Here is a 24,790-nt window from a genome sequence, read left to right on the forward strand (position 1 = left end):
TCGTCGCGCATCACCGATCGGATTGAAACAGGGAGAGAACCCGGTTCTACCGGATGGAACAAACCGTGAGTTCCACGAATGAGTGTGTGGTGACTCTCGAATCCATTGTCCTGTACGACACGAACTCCCCTCCCCGCCAGGCGTACGACACGCTCGACACTGTCGGCGTCGGTGCAGCGCTCACATACCAACGCGAGACTGTCGGTCATCCACTGAAAGTCGAGCCCGGAAATCCCGCGTCGAGCATCCCAGCGGCTTACAAAGATACAACATCGGCAAGGTTCTTTTGGACGGTAATCATAAGAACCATCGATCGCCGTCTCCAGCCTGTTACAGAAGTGACCGCGAGTGCTACTCGAACAGATGCTATTCGGTCGATCGAATGACTCCGCGTGCCGGGTCGAACGACTTTGCCCTACTCGTATCCGACTCGGCGACGCGAAAAACCCACTGTTCACCGACTCGGCGATTGTTTCACGAGGCGGAACGGCGGCGCCCGGACAGAAGCGTTGCGCCGAGTGCTCCGACGGCTGCCAGACACAGCACCAGTTCCGATCCGACGCCGATTCGTGTCGCGACGGTGAGGGATTGTCGCAGTACGACACTGGACACCAGCACGTCAGGGGTGAACAGCGGCGTCTGCTGCAGAACGTGTCCGTCGGGCGACACGATCGCGCTGACGCCGCTCGTCGCCGCCACCACGACTGTTCTCCCGTGCTCGACGGCGCGCACTCTGGACATCGCGAGTTGTTGGTAGGTCATTTCGGTGTCACCGAAGGTCGCGTTGTTGGTGGGTATGGCGATGAACTCTGCGCCCGATCGGACCGATTCCTCGAGGGCGCGATCGAATGCGACTTCGTAGCACGTCGCTATTCCGGCCGCTATTCCCCCGGCGCGTACCACTCCATTTCCGTCGCCGGGGACGAAATAACCCGCTCGGTCGGCATATTCCGAGAACAAGCGGAAGAAACTTCGGAATGGCAAGTATTCGCCGAACGGTTGAATTATCTTCTTGTCGTGCCGCTCACCGGGCCCATCGGTACCGTTCCACGCAATCACCGAATTGGTGTTCGTGCCATCGGCATTGACCAGTACCGTGCCGACGAGAATCGGAGCCCCCACGGCCACCGACGCCTCTGTGATGAGAGTCGCAGCGTCGGCATTTCTCAACGGATCGATATCGGACGCATTCTCGGGCCATACGACGAGATCCGGAGCAGGCTGCCTGCCGGCCTCGACGTCAGCGGCCAACGTCATCGTCTCCCGCACGTGATTGTCCAGCACCGCTCGCCGCTGTGCGTTGAAATCCAGACCCAGCCGCGGAACGCTTCCCTGGACCGCCGCGATCGTCACCGTCCGTTCGTCGCCCTCCGGTGCAGCGTTGCTGTGCAGCGTCGGTAGCAGCATCAGCGCCACGATGGACGCCACCGTCGTTGCGGCGACCGGTCCGAGGTACGAACGCACTCCTCCTCGTCGACCGACCGCGAACAGCAGAGCAGCCGCTCCGGTTCCGGTCAGCGCCACCCCGAAACCGAGCAACGGTGCACCCCCGATGCTCGCCAAGGGAAGCAGCCAGCCCTCGGGTTGTCCGAATGCCAGTCGACCCCACGGAAAGCCACCGAAGGGAACACTCGATCTGAGCCATTCGGTCAGGCTCCAGGCCAATGCCATGGACAACGGCCACCATGCACTCCGTGCCGCCAACACCCCGAGCACTCCGAACAGGCCGACGAAGACCGATTCGGCGAGGGCGAGCGCCAGCCAGGGCATCGGTCCCACGTACACACCGATCCATGGGAGCAGCGGAACGAAGAATCCCAGGCCGGCGGCACAGCCGTAGCCGAATCCCGCTTTCAGCGATACCGAGCCACGGCCGCCGAAGCCGGTCAGAACGAGGGCCAGCAGCGCGATACCCAGCGGTGCCAGGAACCACAGGGTTCGCGGCGGAAAGCTCGCGAATATCAGCGCACCACCGGCAACTGAGAGCGCAGTGGACAGTGCGGCCCGGCGCAGCCGCTCCGCCGATGACACCACCATCTCGACACCCGAAGCGGACTCAGTTCTCATGGATGACCTGTCCGCGATGCACGGTCATCGAGCACCGTGGAGCCGTGGACGACGGGTCGAGACCGGGCAAGGGGGATACCCCCGCGCGTGGGTCCGTCGACCACCGTTGCACGCTGTCCTTGGGTGCTCGGACGACGAGCTCGTCGACCTCCCACACCGCAAAGGACGCGGGAGCCCCCGGCACCAATGTCCCTGCCAATCCGTCTCGGACTCCGCCCGCGCGCCATGCTCCGCGGGTGGAGGCCGAAAACGCTGCCCGGGGCGAGATGGCACTGCCCGGCGTGCGGTGATCGACCGCCGCCCTGACCGTCGCCCACGGATCGAGTCGGGTGACCGGCGCATCCGACCCGAACGCGAGCGACACCCCCGCCGACGCCAAGCGCGCGAACGGATGCAGCGCCGACGCCCGGTCTGCGCCGAGCCGTGCCGAGTACAACCCTTCCGTGCCGCCCCACAGTGCGTCGAACATCGGTTGCATGCTGGCGATCACGCCCCACGACGCCAATCTGTCGGCCTGTTCGGGTGCGACCATGGCCAGATGTTCGAGCCGGTGCCCGCACGCGGCGACGGTAGGAGTTCCGAGTTCGGCCACCACCTGCTCGAATGCAGTGACGGCAGCCGAAATCGCCGCGTCACCGATGACGTGGAAACCAGCCTGCACTCCTGCCGTCGTGCACGCCGAGATGTGTGCTGCGATCGCATCGACGTTCTCGTACGACACGCCCGATCCGGCATCGTCGGCGTACGGCGACGACAACCATGCGGTCCGCGACCCCAGCGAGCCGTCGACGAAGATGTCGCCGGCCAACCCGTGGGCACCGGTGCTCTCGAGAAGCTGTCGGGCCTGCTCGGCCGTCTCGACCAGCTCGCCCCAGTATCCGCGCACCTCCACTCCGTGTCGGGTGGACATCAGTTCACGGAAGTCGTCGATCCCCGACACGATCGGACCGGCACATTCGTGGACAGCGACGATTCCCTGCGCCGCAGCACTGTCGAGCGCAGCCGTTCGAGCCCGATCCCGGGTATCGGCCGTCATCATCGACCGCGCGGTCAGCCGGGCGAGGTGATGAGCGGCAGCGGTGAGCGGAGACTGCCCCGCGAAGCCGCTGGTCGATTCGATACCGGCGGCGGCAACGCGCAACGGCGTCGAGACGGCGGCCGAATGCGCATCGATGCGAGCGAGATACACCGGGCGCCCGGGCGCGGCCGCATCGAGGTCGGCTGTCGACGGTGCGCGACGTTCGGGCCACTCGGTTTCGTCCCACCCGTGTCCCCAGACGAGAGCGTCCGACGACGACGATGCGTGGTCGGCGAGCACCCGCATACAGTGTTCGAGCGAGATACAGCCGGACAGATCGAGTCCGACCAACGACAGCCCCAGGTCGGTGACGTGCACGTGAGTGTCCACGAACGCCGGTGCCACGAAGGACCCGGCCAGATCGGTGATGCGGACCCCTGGGTGGAGCGCTCGCCCGGTGCGATCCTCACCGATCCAACTGACGATTCCATCGGTCACGGCCATGGCGGTGGCGTCGGAAGCCATCGGACTGTAGATCCGTCCGCCGCAGAACAATTCGGTGGTCACGAACGACCAGTCTGCCCCTACCGGTGTGGCTTCCGGAAATCCCCACCGGCGGGATCGAACCGGTCCGCCTCGATCACCTGTCCCTCGAGGATCAGCGCAGAACCGGATGCATTCGGCGCGCGAGTACTCCTGTCGACGTCATCGTCGAGGATCTCACCGTCGATGACGGTGGGGCGCATGCGCCGGGTCGCGGTCGCAACCTGCGGCAACCAGCGTGCGGCGGCCCACATCACCGCTGGGCGTAGCAGCCACCTGGTCGGCGGGATCATCAAGAGCAATCCGATCACCGTGGTCACCAGACCCGGCACGAACATCGCGACCGACCCTGCGGCGAAGAGAGCTCCATCGGCCACGGCTCCGCCGGCCGATCGTTCGCCTCTCGATGCCCTCTGCAGACCGTCCAACACGCGTCTGCCCTGCGATCGCACCAGCAGTGACCCGACCAGCGATCCGCCGATCAGCAACACCACTGTCCAGAGCACACCGAGTGCGCTTCCCACGGCGACCAGCGCTGCGACCTCGACCACGACATAGAGTACGAACAGAGCGAGCATGACGGTCCTTTCTTCGCTTCATCGGTACAACGCGCGGGGCATCGAAATCGCTCCCGGTGTGACCGGTTTGCCGGGAGATTCTCAGGAACCCGGCCGCACGAGTCCGGTTTCGTACGCCAGCACGACCGCCTGAACTCGATCACGGACACCCAATTTCGTCAGAATTCGGCCGATGTGGGTCTTGATCGTCGCCTCGGACAGATGCAGCGCGGTCGCGATCTCCGCATTGGACAAGCCGGTCGCCAGGTGCACCAGCACCTCGCGCTCACGGCCGGTGAGAGCGTCGAGAACGGAGGCGTCGGTGGTCGACGGAGTCTGTGCGACGAACCTCGAGAGCAAGCGCTTGGTCACCTTCGGTGAGACGACGGCGTCGCCTGCGGCCACGCTGCGAATCGCGGAGACCAGGTCCTCCGGTGGAGTGTCCTTGAGAAGGAATCCACTGGCCCCCGCCCTGAGTGCACCGAGGACGTGTTCGTCGAGATCGAAGGTCGTCATCACCAGAACCTTGGCGTCCGAACCGGATTCGGTGATGGTGCGGGTAGCGGTCACGCCGTCGACACCGGGCATCCGGACGTCCATCAGCACCACCGCCGGTGCCAGTCTCGCTACGGCTTCGACGGCACCTGCCCCGTCGGCCGCCTCCCCCACCACCTCGATGTCGTCCTGCGCCTCGAGCACCATGTTCAATCCCATGCGCATGAGTTCCTGGTCGTCCACGACGACAACGGTGATCGACACCGACCCAACCTAGCCCTCACTCGATCGGCAGTGTCGCCCGCACGAGCCAAGTGCCGTGTGGCGTCCGACCCGCATGCAGGGTTCCTCGAAGCACCGCTACTCGCTCACGCATTCCGAGCAGTCCGTGCCCACCGCCGTCCGCGGACGTCGGTGCGCCCGAGCCGGTGCCGTTGTCGGAAATCTCGACGGTGACCGTCTCCTCCTCGCGAACGACCTTGACGACGGCGCGCGGCGCATGGCCGGCGTGCCGGAGAACGTTGGTCAGCGATTCTTGGACCAACCGATGAACTCCGAGGCTGATCGCCGGGCTGATGTCGTCCAGATTTCCGGTCTGTTCGAGTTCGACGTTCAACCCGGCCCGACCCATCATCTCGACGACACGCGCCAGTCCCGCTGTCCCGTACTGGGGCATGTCGTCCGAGTCGGGCGACGTCCGCAGCAACGCGACCGTTCGACGCAATTCCGCGAGCGCCGACCGGCCCGTGGCGGAGATGTTGGCAACGGCCTGCTCTGCGCGCTCGGGGTTGCGTCTGATGGCATACGAGGCACCGTCGGCCTGGACCACCATGACACTGACGCTGTGGGCAATGACGTCGTGCAGCTCGCGTGCGATGCGCGTGCGCTCGGAGATCACGGCCTCCTCGGCGCGTCGGTCCCTGTCGTACTCGGCCACGACGAGACGGGCCTGCGTCGCTTCGTCGTATGCCCTGCGGGCACCGAGAAATTCCGCCGCAACCCACGACAGCGCGTACATCAGCGCGCTGAACAACAGCGTCGTGAAGACCGGTTGGTCGAACAGGTACAGGCTCGCGGCGGTGTACGCAGCGAGCGCGGCGGCATAGATGCCGGCCTGGATTCGACCGACGTACGCAACCAGGGTGTAAAGCATGATCGGCAGGGCCAGAGCGGCCGGGTGACCGTTGTACGCATCGCCCGCCAGGCTGCCTGCTGTGTCGGAGGCGAGCGCGGTGACGAGAGTGAGCGCTGCGATCGAGCGCGGCAGACGGCGCCGCCATGCAACGGGAATCGTCAGCACGACCGAGAACACCAGGAACAACGGTGCGTTGAGACCGTCGACCGAGCTGACGAACACCAGAATGTCGAGGACGAACAGCCCGGCCGCCAGCAGGGCGTCGGCCACGAACGGCTGCCCACGGAGCCACAGACTGAATCGACGCATGTGATTGAGTTTGCCGTATGACTGCTGCCGACTGGGGATTGCTGATGGTCGCTGCCACGGCCGCCGGTTGGGTCGACGCCGTGGTGGGCGGAGGTGGTCTCATCCTGCTGCCCGCCATCCTTCTCGTGGCCCCTCAGCTGACGCAGCAGGCGGCGCTGGCGACGAACAAGGCAACTGCCGTGTTCGGTACCGTCGCCGCCGTCGTCACCTTTTCGCGCAAGGTCCCGCTGAACTGGCCGGTGCTGATTCCGGCCGCCGTCCTTGCCGCCGTGGCCTCGGCCGCAGGCGCTGCTGCGGTGTCGTTGATCGATCGCGAGCTGTTCATCCCGATCATCATGGTCGTTCTCGTCGGTGTGGCCGTACTGGTCACCTGCCGTCCGACCATCGGCCGAACGGCGGCACCGTCGCCGCCGACCCATCGCAAGGTTCTGATCGTCATCGGCTGCGCAGCCGCCGGAATCGGCTTCTACGACGGCATTCTCGGGCCCGGCACCGGAACGTTCCTCATCATCGCCTTCGCCACGCTGCTCGGTACCGAGTTCGTGCGCAGCGCCGCGATGGCCAAGGTGATCAACGTCGGGTCCAACGTCGGTGCCCTCGCCTTCTTCGCGGTCACCGGCAGCGTCTACTGGCAACTCGGAGCGGTCATGGCGGTGTGCAACGTGTTCGGTGCCGTCCTCGGGTCGCGTACAGCGGTCGCCCGCGGTGCCGGATTCGTGAGAATCGTCCTGCTCGTCGTGGTGGTGGGGATGGTCGTCCGACTCGGATGGCAACAATTCGGCTAGCGTCTTCAGGCGTGACGAGACAATCGGATCGGTCGGTCGACGCCGACTTCCTGGCTCTGCCCCTGCAGGCCCTCGCGGACGCCGCCCTGAGCACGGCACGGACCGCCGGGGCAACGCACGCCGATGTTCGCGTGCAGCGCTCGACGACTCAGTCGATCTCGCTGCGCGACGGCTCCGTTCAATCCGCCGTCGACGCCGGGGAGATCGGTCTCGCCGTGCGGGTCGTCGTCGACGGGACCTGGGGTTTCGCATCGCACGCCGAACTCGGCACCGACGCAGCCGCAGCCACGGCCCGGAGCGCAGTCGAGGTGGCCACAGCGCTGCGCGCACTCAATCGTGAACGCGTGGAACTCGCTGCCGAGCCGGTGTACTCGAACGCAACGTGGGTGTCGGAGTACGACATCGACCCCTTCGAGGTACCCACCGCCGAGAAGGTGTCACTGCTCGCGGAGTATTCGTCCCGGCTGGCCGCGTCGGATGGCGTCGACCACGTCACCGCCTCGGTTCTGCAGGTCAAGGAGCAGTCGTTCTACGCGGATCTGGCCGGCAGCAGCATCATTCAGCAGCGGGTGCGACTCCATCCTCAGTTCGAGGCCACCACCGTGGATCGATCCGCCGGTGCGTTCGAGACCATGCGTACCCTCGCGCCACCGGTCGGACGAGGCTGGGAGTACCTGGGTGAGAACGGCACCTGGGACTGGGCCGACGAGCTTGCGCAAATACCCGAATGGTTGGCCGAGAAGGTGAAGGCACCGTCGGTCGTGGCAGGACCGACGGATCTCGTCATCGATCCGACCAACCTGTGGCTCACCATTCACGAATCGATCGGGCACGCAACGGAATACGATCGGGCCATCGGCTACGAGGCCGCTTACGCCGGCACCTCGTTCGCGACTCCGGACCAGCTGGGTACGTTGCGCTACGGATCGCCCATCATGCACGTCACCGCGGACCGAACCGAGGTCAACGGTCTGGCCAGCATCGGCTGGGACGACGACGGAGTGGCATCGCAGAAATGGGATCTGGTGCGCGGCGGGACGTTGGTCGGCTACCAACTCGACCGAGTGTTCGCCCCGAAACTCGGTCTCGAGCGGTCCAACGGGTGCTCGTACGCCGATTCTGCGCATCACGTGCCGATCCAGCGTATGGCGAACGTGTCGCTGCAGGCCGACCCCGACACCGATCGATCCACAGCCGACGTCATCGGTGAGGTGGAGGACGGCATCTACGTCGTCGGCGACAAATCCTGGTCGATCGACATGCAACGGTACAACTTCCAGTTCACCGGCCAACGCTTCTACCGAATCCGCAACGGCGTGCTCGACGGCCAGGTGCGTGATGTGGCGTACCAGGCGACCACCACCGAATTCTGGGGTTCGATGGAACTGCTCGGTGGACAGTCCACGTGGCGACTCGGCGGCGCATTCAACTGTGGCAAGGCCCAACCCGGGCAGGTTGCCGCCGTCAGCCACGGCTGCCCCGTCGCGTTGTTCCGCGGCGTCAACGTCCTCAACACCCGATCGGAGGCAGGCCGATGATCGCTCCGCAGCTCGTGATCGAACGTGCACTCGCCCGCGCGAGTGTCGACGACACCATCGTGATCGTCACCGACTCCAGTGACGCAACGTTGCGGTGGGCCGGAAACTCCATGACCACCAACGGAATCGCCACCTCGCGGCGTTGGGAGGTCATCTCGATCGTGCGCGGGGCGGACGGCACTCGAGTCGGTACCGTGTCGTCGACGAGTGTCGACCCGGACGACATCGAGGCGGTGGTGCGGGCGAGCGAATCGGCAGCACGATCGGCAGAGACCGCGGAAGACGCGATGCCGCTGCTGCCTTCGGATTCGGTCGGGTCCGCTTCCGGAACGGAGAACTGGGACCGCGGTGCGACGCACACGTCGATCGACGTGTTCGGTTCGCTGGCAACGGAATTGAACGTCGGATTCGACGGCGAGGACACGCTGTACGGATTCGCGCAGCACACCGTCGACAACGTCTGGCTCGGAACCTCGACCGGTGTGCGCCGTACGTTCACCCAACCCACCGGATCGGTCGAGATCAACGGCAAGCGATCCGGGGCAAGCGCCTGGGTGGGCACAGGAACAACCGACTTCCGGGACGTCTCGGTCCGAACCATGTTGGCGGAACTGTCCACCCGACTCGGCTGGGCCCGGAACACCGTCGAACTGCCCGCCGGTCGGTACGAGACTCTGCTGCCCCCGTCGGCGGTGGCCGATCTGATGATCTACCTGATGTGGACCATGGAAGGCCGCGGAGCGCAGGAAGGCCGCACCGCTCTCTCGCGGGCCGGCGGAACGAGAGTCGGTGAGAAACTCACCGACCTGCCGCTGACGCTGTACTCCGACCCACGCGCATCCGGACTCGAGTACGCGCCGTTCGTGATCGCCGGCTCGTCGAGTGATGCGGTATCGGTGTTCGACAACGGCATGGACATCGAGCGGGTCGACTGGGTGCGCGACGGTTCGGTCGCGGCCCTGTCCTACCCGCGTGCCGCCGCGCAGAAGTTCGGGGCACCCGTCGCGGTGCCGGGCAACAATCTCGTCATGACCGGCGGCACCGATACTCGGCTGGAGGAGATGGTTGCCGCAACCGAGCGGGGCCTGCTGCTGACCACGCTCTGGTACATCCGAGAGGTCGATCCCACCTCGCTGCTGCTCACCGGGCTGACCAGAGACGGGGTCTACGCCATCGAGGACGGTCGGATCACCGGCGCAGTGAACAACTTTCGCTTCAACGAGAGCCCGCTCGATCTGTTGCGACGCGTCACCGAGGCGGGCGCAACGGAGGCGACACTGCCGCGCGAGTGGAAGGACTGGTTCACTCGCACGGCGATGCCGCCGCTACGCATCCCCGACTTTCACATGTCGTCGGTGAGCGCCGCGCAGTAGGGCTCGGTAGCGCGACCTACTTGTCGGGGCCGGAGAGCTCGAGTGCGATGTTGTCGGGGTCGCGGAACTCCACGATGGACAGTCCGGGCCCGGCGTCCTTGATGCCCTCGTGCGCGATACCCAACTCGTCGAGTGTCTTCACGGCGTCCTCGAGGGCGGCGCGGGTGTCGACGGTGAAACTGAGGTGATCGAGTCCGCAACGGTCCTCGGCGAATGTGTCGTCGCTCGGTGCGACCGGGCGCAGACCGAGCAGGCCACCACCGAATTTGTAGATGACGCCGCCGAAGAGGAACCACAGCGCCTTCTTGGTCTCTTCGTCCGCGTCGGGATCCCAGGCGTACGCGACGTCGAAGCCGAACACCGAGTCGTAGAACGACCGGGACCGTTCGATGTCGCTGACGGTGAGGCGAACATGGTTGTAATCGGTCACTGCGATTGGCACGTGGTGCTCCATTCCGGCAGCAGGGGAAGCTGCCTCACGAAGCATTCGGAACCGCGCATGCGAACGATGGCACCAATCGCGACTCAGGCGGCGGTGATCGCCAATCCGACGGAACCGCTCTTGCCCCGTCGCAGCACACTTCCCTTGACCGTGAGCCATCCGATGAGTCCGTACTTCGACGCGATCGCCGAGCGAGCCTTTTCCGTCTCGGCCCCGTCGAGAATCTCGGCCCGCGCGTCGACCGCGTCGCCCTGAGGGTTACCGCGCATGTCGCACGGTGCCAGCGTGACTGCGGGGTTGCGGCGAATCCGTTTCACCTTCCACGAATCGGCCACCGTCCAGACCAGCAGCCGATTCCCGTCGAGGGCACCCCACAGCGGAGTCGGAACCCCTGTGCCGTCTTTCTTGAACGTCGTCAGCAGTACGTATTTGCCTTTGGCAATGTCTTCGAAGGTGGCAGCCATACTGCTCAGAATACGTCGCTATTCGCCCTCGAGCTCGCCCTCGGTTTCCAGATACACCTTGCGCAACCCGTCGAGAACCTGCTTGTCCGGCTCGGCCCACATCTTCCGTTCGGCCGCTTCGAGCAGCCGCTCCGCGATACCGTGCAGCGCCCACGGATTGGACTGTTGCATGAACTTCTGGTTCTGCTCGTCGAGCACGTACGTCTCGGCCAGCTTCTCGTACATCCAGTCCTGCACCACGTCGGTCGTCGCGTCGTAGCCGAACAGATAGTCCACGGTCGCCGCCATCTCGAACGCGCCCTTGTACCCGTGCCTGCGCATCGCCTCGAGCCACCGCGGGTTCACCACCCGGGCGCGGAACACTCTCGCGGTCTCTTCCGAGAGCGTGCGCGTGCGAACCGATTCCGGCCGCGTGCTGTCACCGATGTACGCCTCGGGCGACTTCCCGGTCAACGCACGCACGGTTGCGACCATGCCTCCGTGGTACTGGAAGTAGTCGTCGGAATCGGCGATGTCGTGCTCACGCGTATCGGTGTTCTTGGCGGCAACGGCAATGCGCTTGTAGGCGGTGCGCATGTCGTCCGAGGCGGGAACGCCGTCGAGACCACGGCCGTACGCGAAGCCGCCCCAGGTGGTGTAGACCTGCGCCAGGTCGTCGTCGCTGCGCCAGGTCTTGCTGTCGATCAGCTGCAGCAACCCGGCACCGTACGTCCCCGGCTTCGATCCGAAAATGCGTGTGGTGGAACGCCTTTCGTCACTGTGCTCGGCGAGATCGGCCTGCGCATGCGCTCGAACGTAGTTCTGATCGGCCGGCTCGTCCAACGCGGCGACCATCCGAACCGCATCGTCGAGCAATGCGAGCACATGGGGAAATGCGTCACGGAAGAACCCGCTGATGCGGACCGTCACGTCGATGCGGGGTCGGCCGAGCTCGACGAGATCGATCACCTCGAGCCGAGTGACTCGGCGCGACGCCTCGTCCCACACCGGTGACACGCCCAACAGTGCGAAGACTTCGGCGATGTCGTCGCCGGAGGTCCGCATGGCCGACGTGCCCCACACCGACAGCCCGACCGATTTCGGCCACTCGCCGTGGTCCTGGCGGTAGCGAGCGAGCAGTGACTCCGCCATCGCCTGACCGGTCTCCCACGCCAACTTCGACGGCACGGCCTTCGGATCGACGGAGTAGAAGTTGCGGCCGGTGGGCAGAACGTTGATCAGCCCGCGCAGCGGTGAACCGCTGGGCCCTGCCGCGATGAAACCGCCGTCGAGCGCGTGCAGTACCTGGGCGATCTCGCGTGAGGTCCCGCGCAGTCTCGGAACGACCTCGGCTGCGGCGAACTCGAGAATCTGTGCAACCACGCCGCCGTGCTCGCCCGCCACTCGCGCGGCCGCTGCGGGATCCCACTGAGTTGCCTGCATCGCCGCGACCAATCCGTGGGCGACGGCCTCGATACTGTCGACGCGGGTGCGATCCTCGTCTCCGTCCTCGCTCAGACCCAGCGCCTCGCGCAGACCTGGAACCGTCTGCTCCCCGCCCCACATCTGCCGAGCACGCAGCATGGCCAGAACCAACTCGACCTCGGCATCGCCGACGGGTTCCTGGCCGAGAATGTGCAGGCCGTCGCGGATCTGCACATCCTTGATCTCGCACAGCCAGCCGTCGACGTGCAACAGCATGTCGTCGAACACTTCCTCGTCGGGGCGCTCCTCCAGTCCGAGGTCCTTGTGCATCTGCGCCGCGGTCATCAGCGTCCAGATCTGCTGGCGGATGGCAGGCAGCTTGGCCGGATCGAGTGCCGAGATGTTCGCGTGCTCGTCGAGCAATTGCTCGAGCCGGGAGATGTCACCGTAGCTCTCCGCACGCGCCATCGGCGGAATCAGGTGATCGACGAGAGTGGCGTGCGCTCGACGCTTGGCCTGCGTGCCCTCCCCCGGATCGTTGACGAGGAACGGGTAGATCAACGGCAGGTCGCCCAACGCCGCATCGGTTCCGCAGGAGGCGGACATACCGAGTGTCTTGCCCGGCAGCCATTCCAGGTTGCCGTGCTTGCCCAGGTGGACCATGGCGTCCGCACCGAAGCCGCCGTCGGCCTCGGTGGCCGAGATCCACCGGTAGGCCGCCAGATAGTGATGGCTCGGCGGCAGGTCCGGGTCGTGATAGATCGCAACCGGCTTCTCGCCGAATCCCCGAGGTGGCTGCACCATGATCACCACGTTGCCGAATTGCATTGCTGCGATGACGATTTCACCGTTCGGATCGGCAGACCGATCGACGTAGAGATCGCCCGGCGCGGGGCCCCAGTGCTCGATCACGCCGTCGCGCAGATCTGCGGGAAGCTGCTCGAACCACCGGCCGTACTGCGCGGCCGAGATGCGAATGGGATTGCCCTCGAGCTGGGCGTCGGTGAGCCAGTTGGGATCCTGGCCGCCGCGGGCGATCAACGCGTGAATGAGTGCGTCACCGTCGCGAGCAGCCAGACCGGGCACCGAATCCGGGCCGTCGAGCGGTCCGAGGTCGTAGCCGGCGGCGCGCATGTCCGACATCAGCGCGATCGCGCTCGCCGGAGTGTCGAGACCGACGGCGTTGCCGATCCGCGCATGTTTGGTGGGATAGGCCGAGAACATCAGCGCGATGCGGCGGTCGGCAGCGGGAATATGCCGCAGCCGGGCGTGCCGCACCGCGATGCCCGCCACCCGAGCAGCACGCTCGTGGTCCGGAACGTACGTGGTCAACCCGTCGTCGTCGATCTCCTTGAACGAGAACGGAACCGTGATGAGCCGGCCGTCGAACTCCGGGACGGCGACCTGAGTGGCCACGTCCAGAGGGGAGAGTCCGTCGTCGTTCTCGGACCACGTCGCGCGAGAACTCGTCAGACACAGTCCCTGGAGGATCGGGACGTCGAGGGCAGCGAGTTCGGCGACGTCCCAGGCCTCGTCGTCCCCGCCTGCCGACGCTCCGGCCGGTTTGGTGCCTCCCGCGGCGAGAACGGTGACGATCAGGGCATCCGCCGACTTCAGCGTGTCGAGCAGGTCGGCTTCCGCGGTGCGCAGCGACGCGCAGTAGATCGGGAGCGCGGTGGCACCGGCGTTCTCGACCGCGGTGGCGAGAGCGTCGATGTACGTGGTGTTACCGGCAAGATGTTGGGCGCGGTAGTAGAGGATGGCCACCGTCGGACCGTCGGAGCTCGCGGCGGAGTGTCGCTCGAGGTGACCCCACGTCGGGAGGTGTCGTGGGGCGTCGAAACCGTGCCCGGTCAGCAACACGGTGTCGGAGAGAAAGTTGTACAGCTGACGCAGGTTGTCGGACCCACCTTCGGCCAGATAGTTGTGCGCCTGCGCGGCGACGTTCGCGGGGACCGTCGAGATCTCCATCAGGTCGGCGTCGGGTGCCTGCTCGCCGCCGAGTACGACGACGGGCAGTCCGGTGGCGAGGACGGCGTCGATGCCCGACTCCCAGGATCGACGAGACCCCAGGATGCGCACGATGATCAGCTCTGCCGTCGCAGCCATCGCCGGTATGTCCTCGGCGAGAAGGCGAGAAGGGTTTCCCCAGGTGAAGTCGGCTCCACTGGCACGGGCACTGAGCAGATCGGTGTCCGATGTGGACAGCAGCAAGAACACGGGTAACGCCCTCCTCGGGGGTTTCGCGCCCCTGGAAATCGGTGTGTCGGTCTTCGACTCGTCGGCGAGAGGGTCTGACTCCTGCCCCGTCCCGAGGGACTGGATGGGGCGTCACAGTGGCGCGACCGTACCGGATTCTCGCCGGTTTCCTCTCGGCCTGAGCCGTGGACATCGAATGCTACCGGGGCGAGCATGGAATCGGGCCACCCGCTGCGCTTGTAGCCTGGTGACCATGAGTTCGCCAGAGAGGTCGGTGCCCGACGGCTGCCCCGGAGCGCTGACGACCCATCTGGCCGCGGACGGGCCGCTGGCACGAGTTCGGCTGCCGGGCGGAGTCGTGTCGCCGGGCCAGATGCAGGTGCTGGCGCAGGCCGCTGCGGAGCTGGGTGACGGCACATTGGAACTGACCTCGCGGGGCAACATCCAGGTGCGCGCGGTGTCGGATCCGGACGGCTTCGCGAGCAGGCTGGCCGACGCAGGATTGCTTCCGTCCTCGACGCACGAGAGGGTCCGCAACATACTCGCCTCTCCACTGTCGGGCCGGGTGGGCGGCCTCACCGACGTGCGCGCGCTGATCGGCGCGCTGGACGAAGGCCTGTGCGCACGAGCCGACCTGGCCGAACTGCCGGGGCGAACGCTCTTCGCGCTCGACGACGGCCGCGGCGACCTGTGCGGACTGGAACCGGACTTCGGTGCCTACGCCCAGCCCGACGGTTCGTTCGCCGTGCTGCTGGCGGGCCGGGACAGCGGCGTTCGCGTGGACCGCGACAAGGTCGTCTCGACGCTGCTGGACTGCGCCGGTGCCTTCGTGGAACTGCGGCAGTCCCAGTGGCGGGTGGCCGAACTGGATGACGGCCCGGCGCAGATCATCGACCGTCTCGGGCTCTCGGCCGGCCACGCCCTGACGTTGCCCGCACCCGTGGAGGTGCCACCGATCGGATGGCTCGACCAGGACGACGGTCTGGTGGTGCTGGCCGCAGGCTTGGCCAACGGTGTTCTTGGGGCGCGGCTCGCCGAGTTCCTCGCCGCCATCGACCGTCCGTTGATCATGACGCCGTGGCGATCGCTGATCGTGTGCGACCTGGACGAGGAACCGGCCGAACAGGTCGTCCGCGTGCTCGCCCCGATGGGACTGATCTTCGACGCAGCATCTCCGTGGATTCGGGTGAGTGCGTGCACCGGATCGCCGGGGTGCGAGAAGTCGTTGGCCGACGTGCGAGCCGACCTCTCCGCGGCAGTCGATGCCCGGATGACGCCGCGCGACGAGCGGCAACACTGGTCCGGGTGCGAACGGCGTTGTGGACGGCCCAAGGGCGAGGTGACCGACGTCATCGCGACGGGAATCGGCTACCGCGTGTCCTGAGTGGGTGCCTTCACCCCAGGTGCGACCGGTTTTCTGCTGAGGGGTCCCTCTCCCCTATCGTGAAACGCATGCACGACTACGTCCGCGACGGCGCGGAGATCTATCGGCAATCGTTCGCGACGATCCGAGCCGAAGCAGATCTGTCTCGGTTCGCACCGGACGTGGCACAGGTCGTCGTGCGCATGATTCACGCGGTCGGAGAGATCGATCTGACCGAGACCATCGGCTACACCCCCGCGGTCGTGGCCTCCGCTCGCGCGGCACTGAACTCGGGCGCGCCGATTCTGTGCGACGCCAACATGGTTGCCGCCGGTATCACCCGTCGTCGTCTTCCGTCCGACAACGAGGTGCTGTGCACCTTGTCCGATTCGCGGGTGCCGGAGCTGGCGAAGCGGATGGGCACCACGAGAACCGCTGCGGCGCTGGAGTTGTGGGGCGACAAGCTCGACGGTGCCGTCGTCGCGATCGGCAATGCACCGACTGCGCTCTTCCACCTGATGGAGATGCTCGCGGCCGGAGCGCCGAAGCCGGCGGCCATCGTCGGCGGCCCGGTCGGATTCATCGGGGCGGCCGAGTCGAAGGAGGACCTGATCGCCGCGGACCTCGGCGTCGAGTATCTGGTCGTTCGAGGCAGACGGGGTGGCAGTCCGATCACCGTCGCGGCCGTCAATGCCATCGCGAGCGAGCAGGAATGACCACTACTGGAAAACTGTGGGGTGTCGGCGTCGGTCCCGGCGATCCGGAGTTGTTGACGGTCAAGGCCGCTCGTGTGATCGCCGAGGCCGATGTGGTCGCTTTCCACAGTGCGCAGCACGGTCGCAGCATCTCCCGCGGACTGGCGGCCGGGTACATGCGGGACGGGCAGCTCGAGGAACATCTGGTCTATCCGGTGACCACCGAGACCACGGCGCATCCCGGTGGATATCAGGGTGCGATCGACGAGTTCTACGAATCCGCTGCCGCACGGCTGGCGGCCCATCTCGATGCGGGACGCTCCGTAGTGCTTCTCGCCGAGGGCGATCCGCTGTTCTACAGCTCCTACATGCACATGCACAAGCGATTGGCCGACCGCTTCGAGGTCGAGGTCGTGCCCGGCGTGACGTCGGTCAGTGCGGCCTCGGCCGCGCTGGCAACTCCGCTCGTGGAGCGAGACGAAGTGTTCACCGTGCTTCCCGGCACGCTGCCCGCGGACGAACTCACGCGCCGACTGCGCGGCACCGACGCGGCCGTGATCATGAAGCTGGGCCGGACCTACCCCACGGTGCTCGAGGCACTGGAGCGTTCCGGCCGGTTGGGTGAGGCGCGCTACGTCGAACGCGCCAGCACGCCCCAGCAGCGAGTACTCGACGCCGCAGACGCCGACAACGTGCCCTACTTCTCGATGATCGTCGTGCCGAGCCCGTCCAACCGAGCCGAAACGCGCACCGGCACCGGAGAAGTGGTCGTCGTCGGCCTCGGTCCAGGCGACGACGCATGGACGACCGACGAGGTGCGCGCCGAACTGGCCGCCGCCACCGATCTCGTGGGCTACGTCACCTACATCGATCGGGTACCTCCGAGACCCGGACAGGTTCGACACGCCAGTGACAACAAGGTCGAATCCGAACGCGCCGCCTTCGCACTCGATCTCGCCAAACAGGGTCGCCGAGTGGCCGTGGTCTCCTCCGGCGATCCGGGGGTGTTCGCGATGGCCACCGCCGTGATCGAAGTGGCAGCCGAGCAGCAGTGGAACTCGGTACCGGTACGGGTGGTGCCCGGAATGACGGCCGCCAACGCCGTCGCCAGTCGAGTGGGCGCACCGCTCGGCCACGACTACGCCGTCGTCTCCCTCTCCGACCGCCTCAAACCCTGGGACGTCGTCGCAGCACGGCTCTCGGCGGTAGCCGGAGCCGACATGGCGATCGCAATCTACAACCCGGCCTCGAAATCACGAACGTGGCAGGTTGCGGCGATGAAAGACATTCTGCTCGAACACCGTTCGTCGCAGACCCCCGTGGTCATCGGACGCGCAGTTGGCAGCGCGCAGGAATCCGTTCGCACCGTCACTCTCGGCGAACTCGACCCGGAGTCGATCGACATGCGATGCCTGCTCATCATCGGATCGTCGATGACGACGGTGGTCGAGACGGGAAGCGGACCGAAAGTGTTCACCTCCCGCCGGTACCCGTCAGAGGGTGGAGCGTAATCGATTCGTCAGCCAGTCCACGGCGGCCGCGATGTCGAACACCGTCGGCGCCGAACCGGTGCGCGCAGGACGGTCGACCACGATCACCGGAATCGATGCCGCTCGGGCAGCATCGAGCTTGGCCCGCGTCATGTCGCCGCCGCTGTTCTTGGTGATCAACAGGTCGATTCGGTTGTCCGCGAGCATCATCGCCTCGTGGTCGACGTCGAACGGCCCACGGCTCAGGTGCAGTGTCATGTGCGGCGGGACCGGGCCGGTCGGAGGGTCGATCGCTCGGACCAGAAACCACGAGTGATCGACACTCGCGAAATGATGAACACCCTGCCTGCCGGTCGTGAGGAACACCCTGCTTCCGGGGGTGATCGCCGACGCCGCGCCGGGCAGTGAGGCTACCGAGGTCCATCGATCACCCTCTCCCGCGGTCCACGGTGGCCGAGTCAGAACCAGCAGCGCGACCAACGCTTCCCGCGTGGCCTGCTCGGCGTGTGCACCGATGGTGGAGGCGAACGGATGTGTCGCGTCCACCACCACGTCGATTGCGTTGTCTCGCAGCCACACTGCAAGGGCGTCCGGACCACCGAAGCCACCGATTCGCGTCCGTCCGACGGGCAGAATCGGCTCGGCAACCCGTCCGGCCAACGAGGTGATCGTCTCGATCCCCTGCACCGCGCCCAGAGCGACCGCGAGTGCCCGCGACTCCGTCGTACCACCGAGAATCAGGACTCTCACCGTTCGGTCGCAGTCCATTGTTTTGTCGCACACCATTGCGTGACCGGCAGCTGCGGTCTCCACGTCGTGAACGCGCCCAACGGTTCACCGCGATAGATCTGGAACCTGCGGAGCTCTCCGCCGTACTTCGCCGCCGCGGTCAGCAACAACGAATCCGATTCTGCGGTCACCGAATTGGCGACCAGTCGTCCGCCGGCGCGCACCGCGTTCCAGCACGTCTCGAGCATGTCGGCCCCGGTCAACCCGCCACCGATGAACACCGCATCCGGCACCGAATCCGAGTCGGAGACCGCAGCGAAGCTCCCCGGGGCATCGCCGTGCACCACGAGCCCCGGAACTCCCAGGCGCATTGCATTGGTCTCGATCTGCTCACGGCGTGCCTGCGAGCTCTCGAACGTCACTGCGCGACAGGATCGGTCGGTCCGCATCCATTCGATGGCAATGGTTCCCGAGCCGCCTCCGATGTCCCACAGCAACTCTCCGGGTGCCGGTGCCAACGCGCTGAGAGTGAGTGCTCGAACCTCCCGCTTGGTCATCTGGCCGTCTCCGGTGTACGCAGAGTCGGCGAGGCCGGGATTGCGGGTGTGGCGGGGCGCGTCGGGATCTCGGACACACAGCAGTGCAACGACATTGAGTGGATCGACGCCCTCGAACGTCGACTCTCGGGCGATTCCGCCGACGACCCGCTCGGCCGGTCCGCCGAGCTGCTCGAGGACGGTCAGTTCACTCGATCCGAAGCCGTTGGCGCACAGCACAGCCGCGATCTCGCCCGGCGTACTGCTGCCCCGGCTCAACACCAGTATCCGGCGACCGTCGGCCAACTCGGGTAACACCGTCTCGGCCGGGGTGTTCACCAGGGACACCGTCGAGGTGTCCTGTAGTGCCCAGCCCAGTCGCGCGCATGCCAGTGACACCGAGGACGGTGCCGGGTGGACCCGTACGCGATCGGCACCGAACTCCCGCACCAGCGTGACCCCGATGCCATGGAACATCGGATCCCCGCTGGCCAGCACGCAGACGCGAGCACCTGCGCAGGCGTCGAGCATCGGCCGTAGATTCGGCACCAACGGACTGGGCCACGTCCTGGTCTCGGTGCAGTGCTCTCGCACCTCCGCGATCTGGCGGGCCGAGCCGAACACCACATCGGCGTGCTCGATCGCCGTGCGGGAACCGACAGACAGTCCGTCCCAGCCATCCGCACCGATTCCGACGACCACGATCGGGTTGGGCACCGGTGCCACCATCAGCGCGGCATCCTGCGCCAGAGCCATTGCGGCAGTAGACGCATGCCGAAGAACACCGGTCGCAGAGTGCCGGGGATCCACACGGTGGCCCGACGCTTGCCCAGCGCGGTGACCACGCCGTCGGCGACCTGATCCGGTGTACTGGACATGGGCGCGGGTGTCATCCCCTCGGTCATGGAACCGATGACGAATCCCGGACGAACGAGTAGGAGATGCACCCCGCTACCGTGCAGGGAATCGCTCAGTCCACCGGCGAACCCGTCGAGACCGGCCTTTGCCGACCCGTACACGTAGTTGGCGCGCCGCACTCGAACTCCCGCCACCGACGAGAACACGACCAGGTCGCCGCTCCCCTGCGCTCGGAGCAACTTCGCCGCATGCGTCAGCACCGAAACCTGAGCCAGGAAGTCGGTGGTGATGACCTCGAGAGCGTGCTGAGCGTCGTTCTCGGCGCGCGCTTGATCCCCGAGGATGCCGAACGCCAACACCACGATCCCGATCGGACCGTATCGCTCGGCAATCCGGCTCACGAGCTCGGCGTGGGTGTCCATCGCGTTCGCGTCGAACTCGACGGTGTGAACGGCGTCCGCGCCTGCCTGCTGCACTCGTCGTTGCTGGGCATCGAGGTCGCTGCTGCGCCGAGCTGCCAGTACGACGGTTCGGCCGGAGGCGAGTCGGGTAGCGACCTCCAGTCCGATCTCGCTGCGCCCACCCAACAGCAACAGCGTTCCGGCCGCGGGTTCTGCTCGTCTGCTCACGCCGACCAGTCTTGCCGATGAAATCGCATTCACTACAGTCGGGGCATGGCCGCCATTCCCGCAGACGCGACTGCCCTCGCCGACGACGCATTCGAGTTCCTTGCCGAGCGGCATCTGGCCACTCTGACGACACTGCGACCCGACGGAACCCCGCACGTGGTCGCCGTCGGGTTCACCTACGATGCCGAATCCCGCTGCGCTCGGGTCATCACCAACGACGTATCGCAGAAGGCGATCAACGCCGGCCGTGGCGCCTACGCCGCCGTCACCCAGATCGACGGCGCCCGCTGGCTGACGTTGGAGGGCCCCGCGTCGGTCCGAAACGATCGTGAATCGGTCGTCGATGCGGAGAACCGCTATGCGCAGCGCTACCGCGTACCCAGGGAGAACCCCACCCGAGTCGTCATCGAGATACAGGTCCAGCGGGTACTGGGTAGCCGTTCGCTGCTCGACCGGTAGCGGCCGTCCCGTCTGCTTTCACCGCCAGGGAAGCACGGTCAGGTTCGGCCATTCGGTCGTCCACCGGGCAGCCTTGGCCTCGTACACGTGCCGCATCGGCAACCGCGGGTTCGGCCGCACGATTCCCGCGAAGAGATCCTCGAATCCGTGCGGTGCGTACACGACGTCCGTACCGCCCTGGTCGGTGGTGATGCCGAAGCAGCACGTCGTGGAGACGAAGTGATCGATCGCATCCTCGGTGCTTCGGTACGGTGCGATCGCAGTGCCGAAATGCTGCTCGTACCACAGGTGTACCCGCGCCTCGTTGCGTACTTCGACGTCCACACCGAGGTCGGCGAACACCGATGCCGCGCGCTCGATCACCTCGTTCTCCGATTCGTAGGACAGATCGGAGTCGTCGAAGTAGAAGAAGTCGTAGTCCCGGATACCCGCACGAAGGTCCCTACCGGCCAGGTGGTTCCAGACCGTCTGGAACAGGCCACCCGCCGTCAGGTACCACCCGGGAAGCTTCAGTTCTGGTGCACGTCGAAGTATCTCGGCGACAGCAGGATTGGATCGAACGATCGAGACGAACTCGGGCTCGCCTCGATTCGTCACGCCGGCAGGACGGCCAGGCCGTGCGGCCGCAGGTTGACCGACTCGCACCCGTCCGCGGTGACGACGACGATGTCCTCGATGCGCGCACCCCACTGTCCGCGGAAGTAGATTCCCGGCTCGATGCTGAACGCCATTCCTTCGGTCAGCGTGATGTCGTTGCCGGCAACGATGTACGGCTCCTCGTGCACCGACAGGCCGATCCCGTGCCCGGTCCGGTGCAGGAACGCCTCGCCCAGACCGGCGTCGACCAGCACGTCGCGGGCTGCCGTATCGATGGACTGCGCCGTGACGCCGGGCACCACCGCATCGACAGCTGCCTGCTGGGCCCGCTCGAGTACCGCGTACTGCTCGGCGATCTCTGCCGAGGGCTCGCCGAGACTGTAGGTGCGGGTCGAGTCGGAGTTGTATCCCGGTGCAACGGGTCCCCCGATGTCGATCACCACGATGTCGCCTGCCTCGACGACTCGATCGGAGACCTCGTGGTGCGGGTCGGCACCGTGAGGCCCGGACCCGACGATGATGAATTCCGGTGCTGTGTGGCCTTCTTCGACGATCGCGGCCGCGATGTCCGAGGCGATCTCCGCTTCCGTGCGGCCTACTCGAAGCCACTCGCCCATCCGGGCGTGCACGCGGTCGATGGCGTACCCGGCGCGGCGCAACGCGTCGATCTCAGCCGCATCCTTGACCATTCGAAGTTCGCGAAGCACGTCGGTGGCCAGCACCGGGACCGTGCCGAAGACACCCGCCAACGGCACGAAATGCAGGGCAGGCATGGCGTCGGCGACGGCTGTTCTCGTTCCGCCGGGAACTGCCGCTGCCACCAGTGCGTACGGATCCACACCGTCGACCCAGTCGACGAGCGTCAGAGACAGCTCCTGCGCCGCGGAATCACCCAGTGCGGCGAGCTCGAGCCGCGGAACCACGACCGTCGGGGTGCTGCCGTCTGCCGGAACGACCAGAGCGATGAGACGCTCGAACGAGCTGGCCTTCGATCCGATCAGGTACTGCAGATCGGGACCCGGGGTGATCAACAGGGCATCCAAGCCTGCTTCCGACGTCAGGCGAGCCGCGCGGGCGAGTCTGGACGCGTAGACATCGCTGGAGAAACGTGAGGAACTGACCGAAGAATCGACACTCATACCTTCAGGCTAATGCCGTACGGCAAGATGAGCCCCATGACCGCCCCCGGAAAGTCTCCGTTGCTGCTCCTCGACGGTGCGAGCCTGTGGTTCAGGGCCTACTACGCACTGCCCGAGTCGATTACGGCCCCCGACGGGCGACCCGTCAATGCCGTTCGCGGCTTCCTCGACATGATCTCGGCGTTGATTGCGCGCACCGAACCCAGCCGACTCGCTGTGTGCCTCGATCTCGACTGGCGCCCACAGTTCCGCGTCGACCTCGTGCCGTCCTACAAGGCGCATCGTGTTGCCGACGCTGCCCCGGAGGTCGCCGAGAGCGAGGAAGTTCCGGAGACACTGACACCACAGGTGAACATGATCATGGATGTGCTCGCCGCATTGGGGATCGCGACCGCAGGCGCAGACGGTCTCGAAGCCGACGACGTGCTGGGAACCCTGGCAGCACGCGAGCGTCAGGACCCGGTGGTCGTGGTCAGCGGGGACAGGGATCTACTTCAGGTCGCCGCGGACGAACCGAACGAGGTGCGCGTTCTGTACGTGGGACGCGGTTTGGCCAAGGCCGAATTGTTCGATCCCGCACTGGTTTCCGAGCGCTACGGTGTTCCCTTTCATCGAGCGGGTGCGGCGTACGCGGAACTCGCCCTGCTGCGCGGCGATGCCTCGGACGGCCTGCCCGGTGTCAAAGGGATCGGTGAGAAGACGGCATCGACGTTGATGCTGAACTACGAATCCGTCGCTGCGTTGCGCGCTGCGGCCCTCGACCCGGCATCGGACATGGCCAAGGGCATCCGGGCGAAGCTGGCCAATGCGAGTGAGTACCTGGACGCCGCACTTCCCGTCGTCCGAGTTGTCACCGACGCCGATGTCGTCCTGTCGAAATCCGACGAGATTCCGGCCGAGCCCGCCGATCTCGACGCGCTGAACACACTCGCCGAAACCCTCGGTATCGAGAACGCCGTGGCCCGCCTCGTCGCTGCCATGGCGGCCACGGCCTCGACAGCCTGAACGGCCGACCGACGCGGGACTACTTGGGTAGGGAGACCTCGTAGTTGGCGTCGTCGTCGAGGAAGGTCAACGTCACCGTCTTGAACGCACCGTCGACCGTCAGGGTGCAATCGACACTGGTCTTTGCCTTGACCTCGATGTTCTGGGGGCAGGACACACCGGAGACGTCGGACGCCCCGTAGGACTCGGTGACGACCGTGCGAATGCCCTCCTCGGCCGCCGCGGTATCGAGGGTGGTCGTGCGGCCGAAGGCGAAGAACAACACCACAGCGATCACTGCGACCACGGCGACGACGGCACCCGCGATGATCAGAGGCTTCTTGGACTGTGATCCGGCCCGCCCTGGCCCCTGCTGATTCGGGTATTGCTGATTCGGATACGGCTGGTTGGGATTCCAGGGCTGCTGCGGCGGCTGTCCGTACTGCCCTTGTCCGTACTGCCCACCACCGAATTGCTGTGGTGCGTAGGGGTTCTGGTAGGCCGCATCGCCCGAAGCAGGCACGCCGGCACCGGGATAGGGCGCGCCGTACTGCTGACCGGCCGGATACTGACCGGTGGGGTTCTGGCCCTGGGGGTAGCCGCCCTGCGGATTCGTGCCCTGGGGGTAGCCGCCCTGCGGATTCGTGCCCTGGGGGTAGCCACCCTGCGCGTTCGGGGCCTGGGGGTATTGACCCTGCGGGTAGCCGGCAGATGGGTACTGGCCCTGGGGATACTGGCCCTGGGGATACTGCCCCTGCGGGTACTGGCCGCCGGGCTGCTGCGGGCTCTGCCCGTACGGCGTGGCCGGCGGCTGTCCGTACTGACCCCACGCCGACGGCGTCGGTTGATCGGCCGAGGGGCCGCCGGGTTGCGTCTCCGGCGTGTCGTTCGCGGCACCGTCCTGCTGATCGGGCTTGCGCGACCAGCTGTTGTCCGGATCGGTCGGACCGTATGGGCCGCTCATCTCGCCTCCACTGAAAAT

At 66.2% G+C, this 24,790-nt stretch carries 22 protein-coding genes; 8 read left to right on the forward strand and 14 right to left on the reverse strand.

Going from position 1 to position 24,790, the window contains the following annotated elements:
* Positions 1-474 precede the first annotated feature (474 nt).
* From lnt to CH306_RS21420, 5 genes are all read right to left on the reverse strand, one after another.
* Entirely contained in the window at positions 475-2,037 is a 1,563-nt protein-coding gene (gene lnt / locus CH306_RS21400; RefSeq protein ID WP_094648001.1) for an apolipoprotein N-acyltransferase, read from the reverse strand.
* A gap of 19 nt (positions 2,038-2,056) precedes the next feature.
* Positions 2,057-3,610 (reverse strand): amidohydrolase, encoded by a 1,554-nt coding sequence (locus tag CH306_RS21405; RefSeq protein ID WP_094648002.1) that lies wholly within the window; start codon positions 3,608-3,610, stop codon positions 2,057-2,059.
* A 59-nt stretch (positions 3,611-3,669) separates the two neighbouring features.
* On the reverse strand, positions 3,670-4,206 hold the full coding sequence (locus CH306_RS21410; RefSeq protein ID WP_094629971.1) for an FxsA family protein: 537 nt from the start codon (positions 4,204-4,206) through the stop codon (positions 3,670-3,672).
* An 81-nt stretch (positions 4,207-4,287) separates the two neighbouring features.
* A complete protein-coding gene (locus CH306_RS21415; protein ID WP_094647900.1) occupies positions 4,288-4,944 on the reverse strand; it encodes a response regulator in 657 nt (218 codons plus the stop codon).
* A gap of 16 nt (positions 4,945-4,960) precedes the next feature.
* A complete protein-coding gene (locus tag CH306_RS21420) occupies positions 4,961-6,124 on the reverse strand; it encodes a sensor histidine kinase (RefSeq protein ID WP_094647901.1) in 1,164 nt (387 codons plus the stop codon).
* 17 nt (positions 6,125-6,141) lie between these two features.
* On the opposite strand from CH306_RS21420, the gene CH306_RS21425 reads away from it, so the two are divergent.
* From CH306_RS21425 to CH306_RS21435, 3 genes are read left to right on the forward strand one after another with little or no spacing between them, the layout of a single operon-like run.
* A complete protein-coding gene (locus CH306_RS21425; RefSeq protein ID WP_032398089.1) occupies positions 6,142-6,909 on the forward strand; it encodes a TSUP family transporter in 768 nt (255 codons plus the stop codon).
* Positions 6,891-8,447, forward strand: coding sequence for a TldD/PmbA family protein (locus CH306_RS21430; RefSeq protein WP_094647902.1), 1,557 nt, complete (start codon positions 6,891-6,893; stop codon positions 8,445-8,447). Before CH306_RS21425 ends, CH306_RS21430 begins: the two co-directional genes overlap by 19 nt.
* Positions 8,444-9,820, forward strand: coding sequence for a metallopeptidase TldD-related protein (locus CH306_RS21435; RefSeq protein WP_094629974.1), 1,377 nt, complete (start codon positions 8,444-8,446; stop codon positions 9,818-9,820). Before CH306_RS21430 ends, CH306_RS21435 begins: the two co-directional genes overlap by 4 nt.
* A gap of 16 nt (positions 9,821-9,836) precedes the next feature.
* Here the strand turns inward: CH306_RS21435 and CH306_RS21440 are convergent, their stop codons facing one another.
* From CH306_RS21440 to cobN, 3 genes are all read right to left on the reverse strand, one after another.
* A complete protein-coding gene (locus CH306_RS21440) occupies positions 9,837-10,262 on the reverse strand; it encodes a VOC family protein (protein ID WP_032398478.1) in 426 nt (141 codons plus the stop codon).
* Between the two features lie 83 nt (positions 10,263-10,345).
* A complete protein-coding gene (locus CH306_RS21445; protein WP_094629975.1) occupies positions 10,346-10,726 on the reverse strand; it encodes a PPOX class F420-dependent oxidoreductase in 381 nt (126 codons plus the stop codon).
* A gap of 18 nt (positions 10,727-10,744) precedes the next feature.
* Positions 10,745-14,350, reverse strand: a complete 3,606-nt coding sequence (cobN, locus tag CH306_RS21450) for a cobaltochelatase subunit CobN (RefSeq protein ID WP_094647903.1) — start codon at positions 14,348-14,350, stop codon at positions 10,745-10,747.
* 232 nt (positions 14,351-14,582) lie between these two features.
* On the opposite strand from cobN, the gene cobG reads away from it, so the two are divergent.
* From cobG to cobJ, 3 genes are all read left to right on the forward strand, one after another.
* The gene (gene cobG, locus CH306_RS21455) at positions 14,583-15,713 is read left to right on the forward strand and encodes a precorrin-3B synthase (protein WP_094648003.1); all 1,131 of its coding nucleotides are present in this window, start codon (positions 14,583-14,585) and stop codon (positions 15,711-15,713) included.
* Between the two features lie 68 nt (positions 15,714-15,781).
* Positions 15,782-16,408, forward strand: coding sequence for a precorrin-8X methylmutase (locus CH306_RS21460; RefSeq protein ID WP_094647904.1), 627 nt, complete (start codon positions 15,782-15,784; stop codon positions 16,406-16,408).
* Positions 16,405-17,898 carry a precorrin-3B C(17)-methyltransferase gene (cobJ, locus tag CH306_RS21465; protein WP_094647905.1) on the forward strand — a complete coding sequence of 498 codons (1,494 nt, stop codon included), beginning with the start codon at positions 16,405-16,407 and terminating at the stop codon, positions 17,896-17,898. The genes CH306_RS21460 and cobJ overlap by 4 nt, the downstream gene beginning before the upstream one ends.
* On the opposite strand, the gene CH306_RS21470 is transcribed toward cobJ, so the two are convergent.
* The 3 genes from CH306_RS21470 to CH306_RS21480 are packed head-to-tail and all read right to left on the reverse strand — an operon-like array spanning position 17,881 to position 20,629.
* On the reverse strand, positions 17,881-18,645 hold the full coding sequence (locus CH306_RS21470; RefSeq protein WP_094647906.1) for a cobalt-precorrin-6A reductase: 765 nt from the start codon (positions 18,643-18,645) through the stop codon (positions 17,881-17,883). The two genes, cobJ and CH306_RS21470, sit on opposite strands and share 18 nt — an antisense overlap.
* Positions 18,624-19,898 carry a precorrin-6y C5,15-methyltransferase (decarboxylating) subunit CbiE gene (gene cbiE / locus CH306_RS21475; RefSeq protein ID WP_256981230.1) on the reverse strand — a complete coding sequence of 425 codons (1,275 nt, stop codon included), beginning with the start codon at positions 19,896-19,898 and terminating at the stop codon, positions 18,624-18,626. The genes CH306_RS21470 and cbiE overlap by 22 nt, the downstream gene beginning before the upstream one ends.
* Entirely contained in the window at positions 19,871-20,629 is a 759-nt protein-coding gene (locus tag CH306_RS21480) for an SDR family NAD(P)-dependent oxidoreductase (protein WP_256981231.1), read from the reverse strand. Before CH306_RS21480 ends, cbiE begins: the two co-directional genes overlap by 28 nt.
* A 45-nt stretch (positions 20,630-20,674) precedes the next feature.
* Between CH306_RS21480 and CH306_RS21485 the strand changes: the two genes are divergently transcribed.
* The gene (locus CH306_RS21485; RefSeq protein ID WP_045195190.1) at positions 20,675-21,088 is read left to right on the forward strand and encodes a TIGR03618 family F420-dependent PPOX class oxidoreductase; all 414 of its coding nucleotides are present in this window, start codon (positions 20,675-20,677) and stop codon (positions 21,086-21,088) included.
* 18 nt (positions 21,089-21,106) lie between these two features.
* Here CH306_RS21485 and CH306_RS21490 read toward each other — a convergent pair whose 3' ends face one another.
* Both CH306_RS21490 and CH306_RS21495 read right to left on the reverse strand, forming a co-directional pair.
* On the reverse strand, positions 21,107-21,685 hold the full coding sequence (locus CH306_RS21490) for a nucleotidyltransferase family protein (RefSeq protein WP_032398474.1): 579 nt from the start codon (positions 21,683-21,685) through the stop codon (positions 21,107-21,109).
* The gene (locus CH306_RS21495; protein WP_094647908.1) at positions 21,682-22,824 is read right to left on the reverse strand and encodes a M24 family metallopeptidase; all 1,143 of its coding nucleotides are present in this window, start codon (positions 22,822-22,824) and stop codon (positions 21,682-21,684) included. Before CH306_RS21495 ends, CH306_RS21490 begins: the two co-directional genes overlap by 4 nt.
* Positions 22,825-22,851: 27 nt before the next feature.
* Between CH306_RS21495 and CH306_RS21500 the strand changes: the two genes are divergently transcribed.
* Positions 22,852-23,829: a 5'-3' exonuclease gene (locus tag CH306_RS21500; RefSeq protein WP_094648005.1), complete on the forward strand. Its 978-nt coding sequence runs from the start codon at positions 22,852-22,854 to the stop codon at positions 23,827-23,829.
* A 19-nt stretch (positions 23,830-23,848) separates the two neighbouring features.
* Here the strand turns inward: CH306_RS21500 and CH306_RS21505 are convergent, their stop codons facing one another.
* Entirely contained in the window at positions 23,849-24,772 is a 924-nt protein-coding gene (locus CH306_RS21505; protein WP_094647909.1) for a DUF4333 domain-containing protein, read from the reverse strand.
* Positions 24,773-24,790 lie beyond the last annotated feature (18 nt).

Source organism: Rhodococcus sp. 15-725-2-2b (genome assembly GCF_002259075.1).
GTDB lineage: Bacteria > Actinomycetota > Actinomycetes > Mycobacteriales > Mycobacteriaceae > Rhodococcoides.

Bases quoted from the DNA above. Each gene is read 5' to 3' on its own strand.
- CH306_RS21460 (WP_094647904.1), top strand. From the start codon at position 15,782: ATGCACGACTACGTCCGCGACGGCGCGGAGATCTATCGGCAATCGTTC.
- CH306_RS21405 (WP_094648002.1), bottom strand. From the start codon at position 3,610: ATGGCTTCCGACGCCACCGCCATGGCCGTGACCGATGGAATCGTCAGT.
- CH306_RS21495 (WP_094647908.1), bottom strand. From the start codon at position 22,824: ATGAGTGTCGATTCTTCGGTCAGTTCCTCACGTTTCTCCAGCGATGTC.
- CH306_RS21500 (WP_094648005.1), top strand. From the start codon at position 22,852: ATGAGCCCCATGACCGCCCCCGGAAAGTCTCCGTTGCTGCTCCTCGAC.
- cobG (WP_094648003.1), top strand. From the start codon at position 14,583: ATGAGTTCGCCAGAGAGGTCGGTGCCCGACGGCTGCCCCGGAGCGCTG.
- CH306_RS21435 (WP_094629974.1), top strand. From the start codon at position 8,444: ATGATCGCTCCGCAGCTCGTGATCGAACGTGCACTCGCCCGCGCGAGT.
- CH306_RS21505 (WP_094647909.1), bottom strand. From the start codon at position 24,772: ATGAGCGGCCCATACGGTCCGACCGATCCGGACAACAGCTGGTCGCGC.
- lnt (WP_094648001.1), bottom strand. From the start codon at position 2,037: ATGGTGGTGTCATCGGCGGAGCGGCTGCGCCGGGCCGCACTGTCCACT.
- cobJ (WP_094647905.1), top strand. From the start codon at position 16,405: ATGACCACTACTGGAAAACTGTGGGGTGTCGGCGTCGGTCCCGGCGAT.
- CH306_RS21410 (WP_094629971.1), bottom strand. From the start codon at position 4,206: ATGCTCGCTCTGTTCGTACTCTATGTCGTGGTCGAGGTCGCAGCGCTG.
- CH306_RS21485 (WP_045195190.1), top strand. From the start codon at position 20,675: ATGGCCGCCATTCCCGCAGACGCGACTGCCCTCGCCGACGACGCATTC.
- CH306_RS21420 (WP_094647901.1), bottom strand. From the start codon at position 6,124: ATGCGTCGATTCAGTCTGTGGCTCCGTGGGCAGCCGTTCGTGGCCGAC.
- CH306_RS21430 (WP_094647902.1), top strand. From the start codon at position 6,891: ATGGCAACAATTCGGCTAGCGTCTTCAGGCGTGACGAGACAATCGGAT.
- CH306_RS21470 (WP_094647906.1), bottom strand. From the start codon at position 18,645: ATGGACTGCGACCGAACGGTGAGAGTCCTGATTCTCGGTGGTACGACG.
- cbiE (WP_256981230.1), bottom strand. From the start codon at position 19,898: ATGGCTCTGGCGCAGGATGCCGCGCTGATGGTGGCACCGGTGCCCAAC.
- CH306_RS21425 (WP_032398089.1), top strand. From the start codon at position 6,142: ATGACTGCTGCCGACTGGGGATTGCTGATGGTCGCTGCCACGGCCGCC.
- CH306_RS21445 (WP_094629975.1), bottom strand. From the start codon at position 10,726: ATGGCTGCCACCTTCGAAGACATTGCCAAAGGCAAATACGTACTGCTG.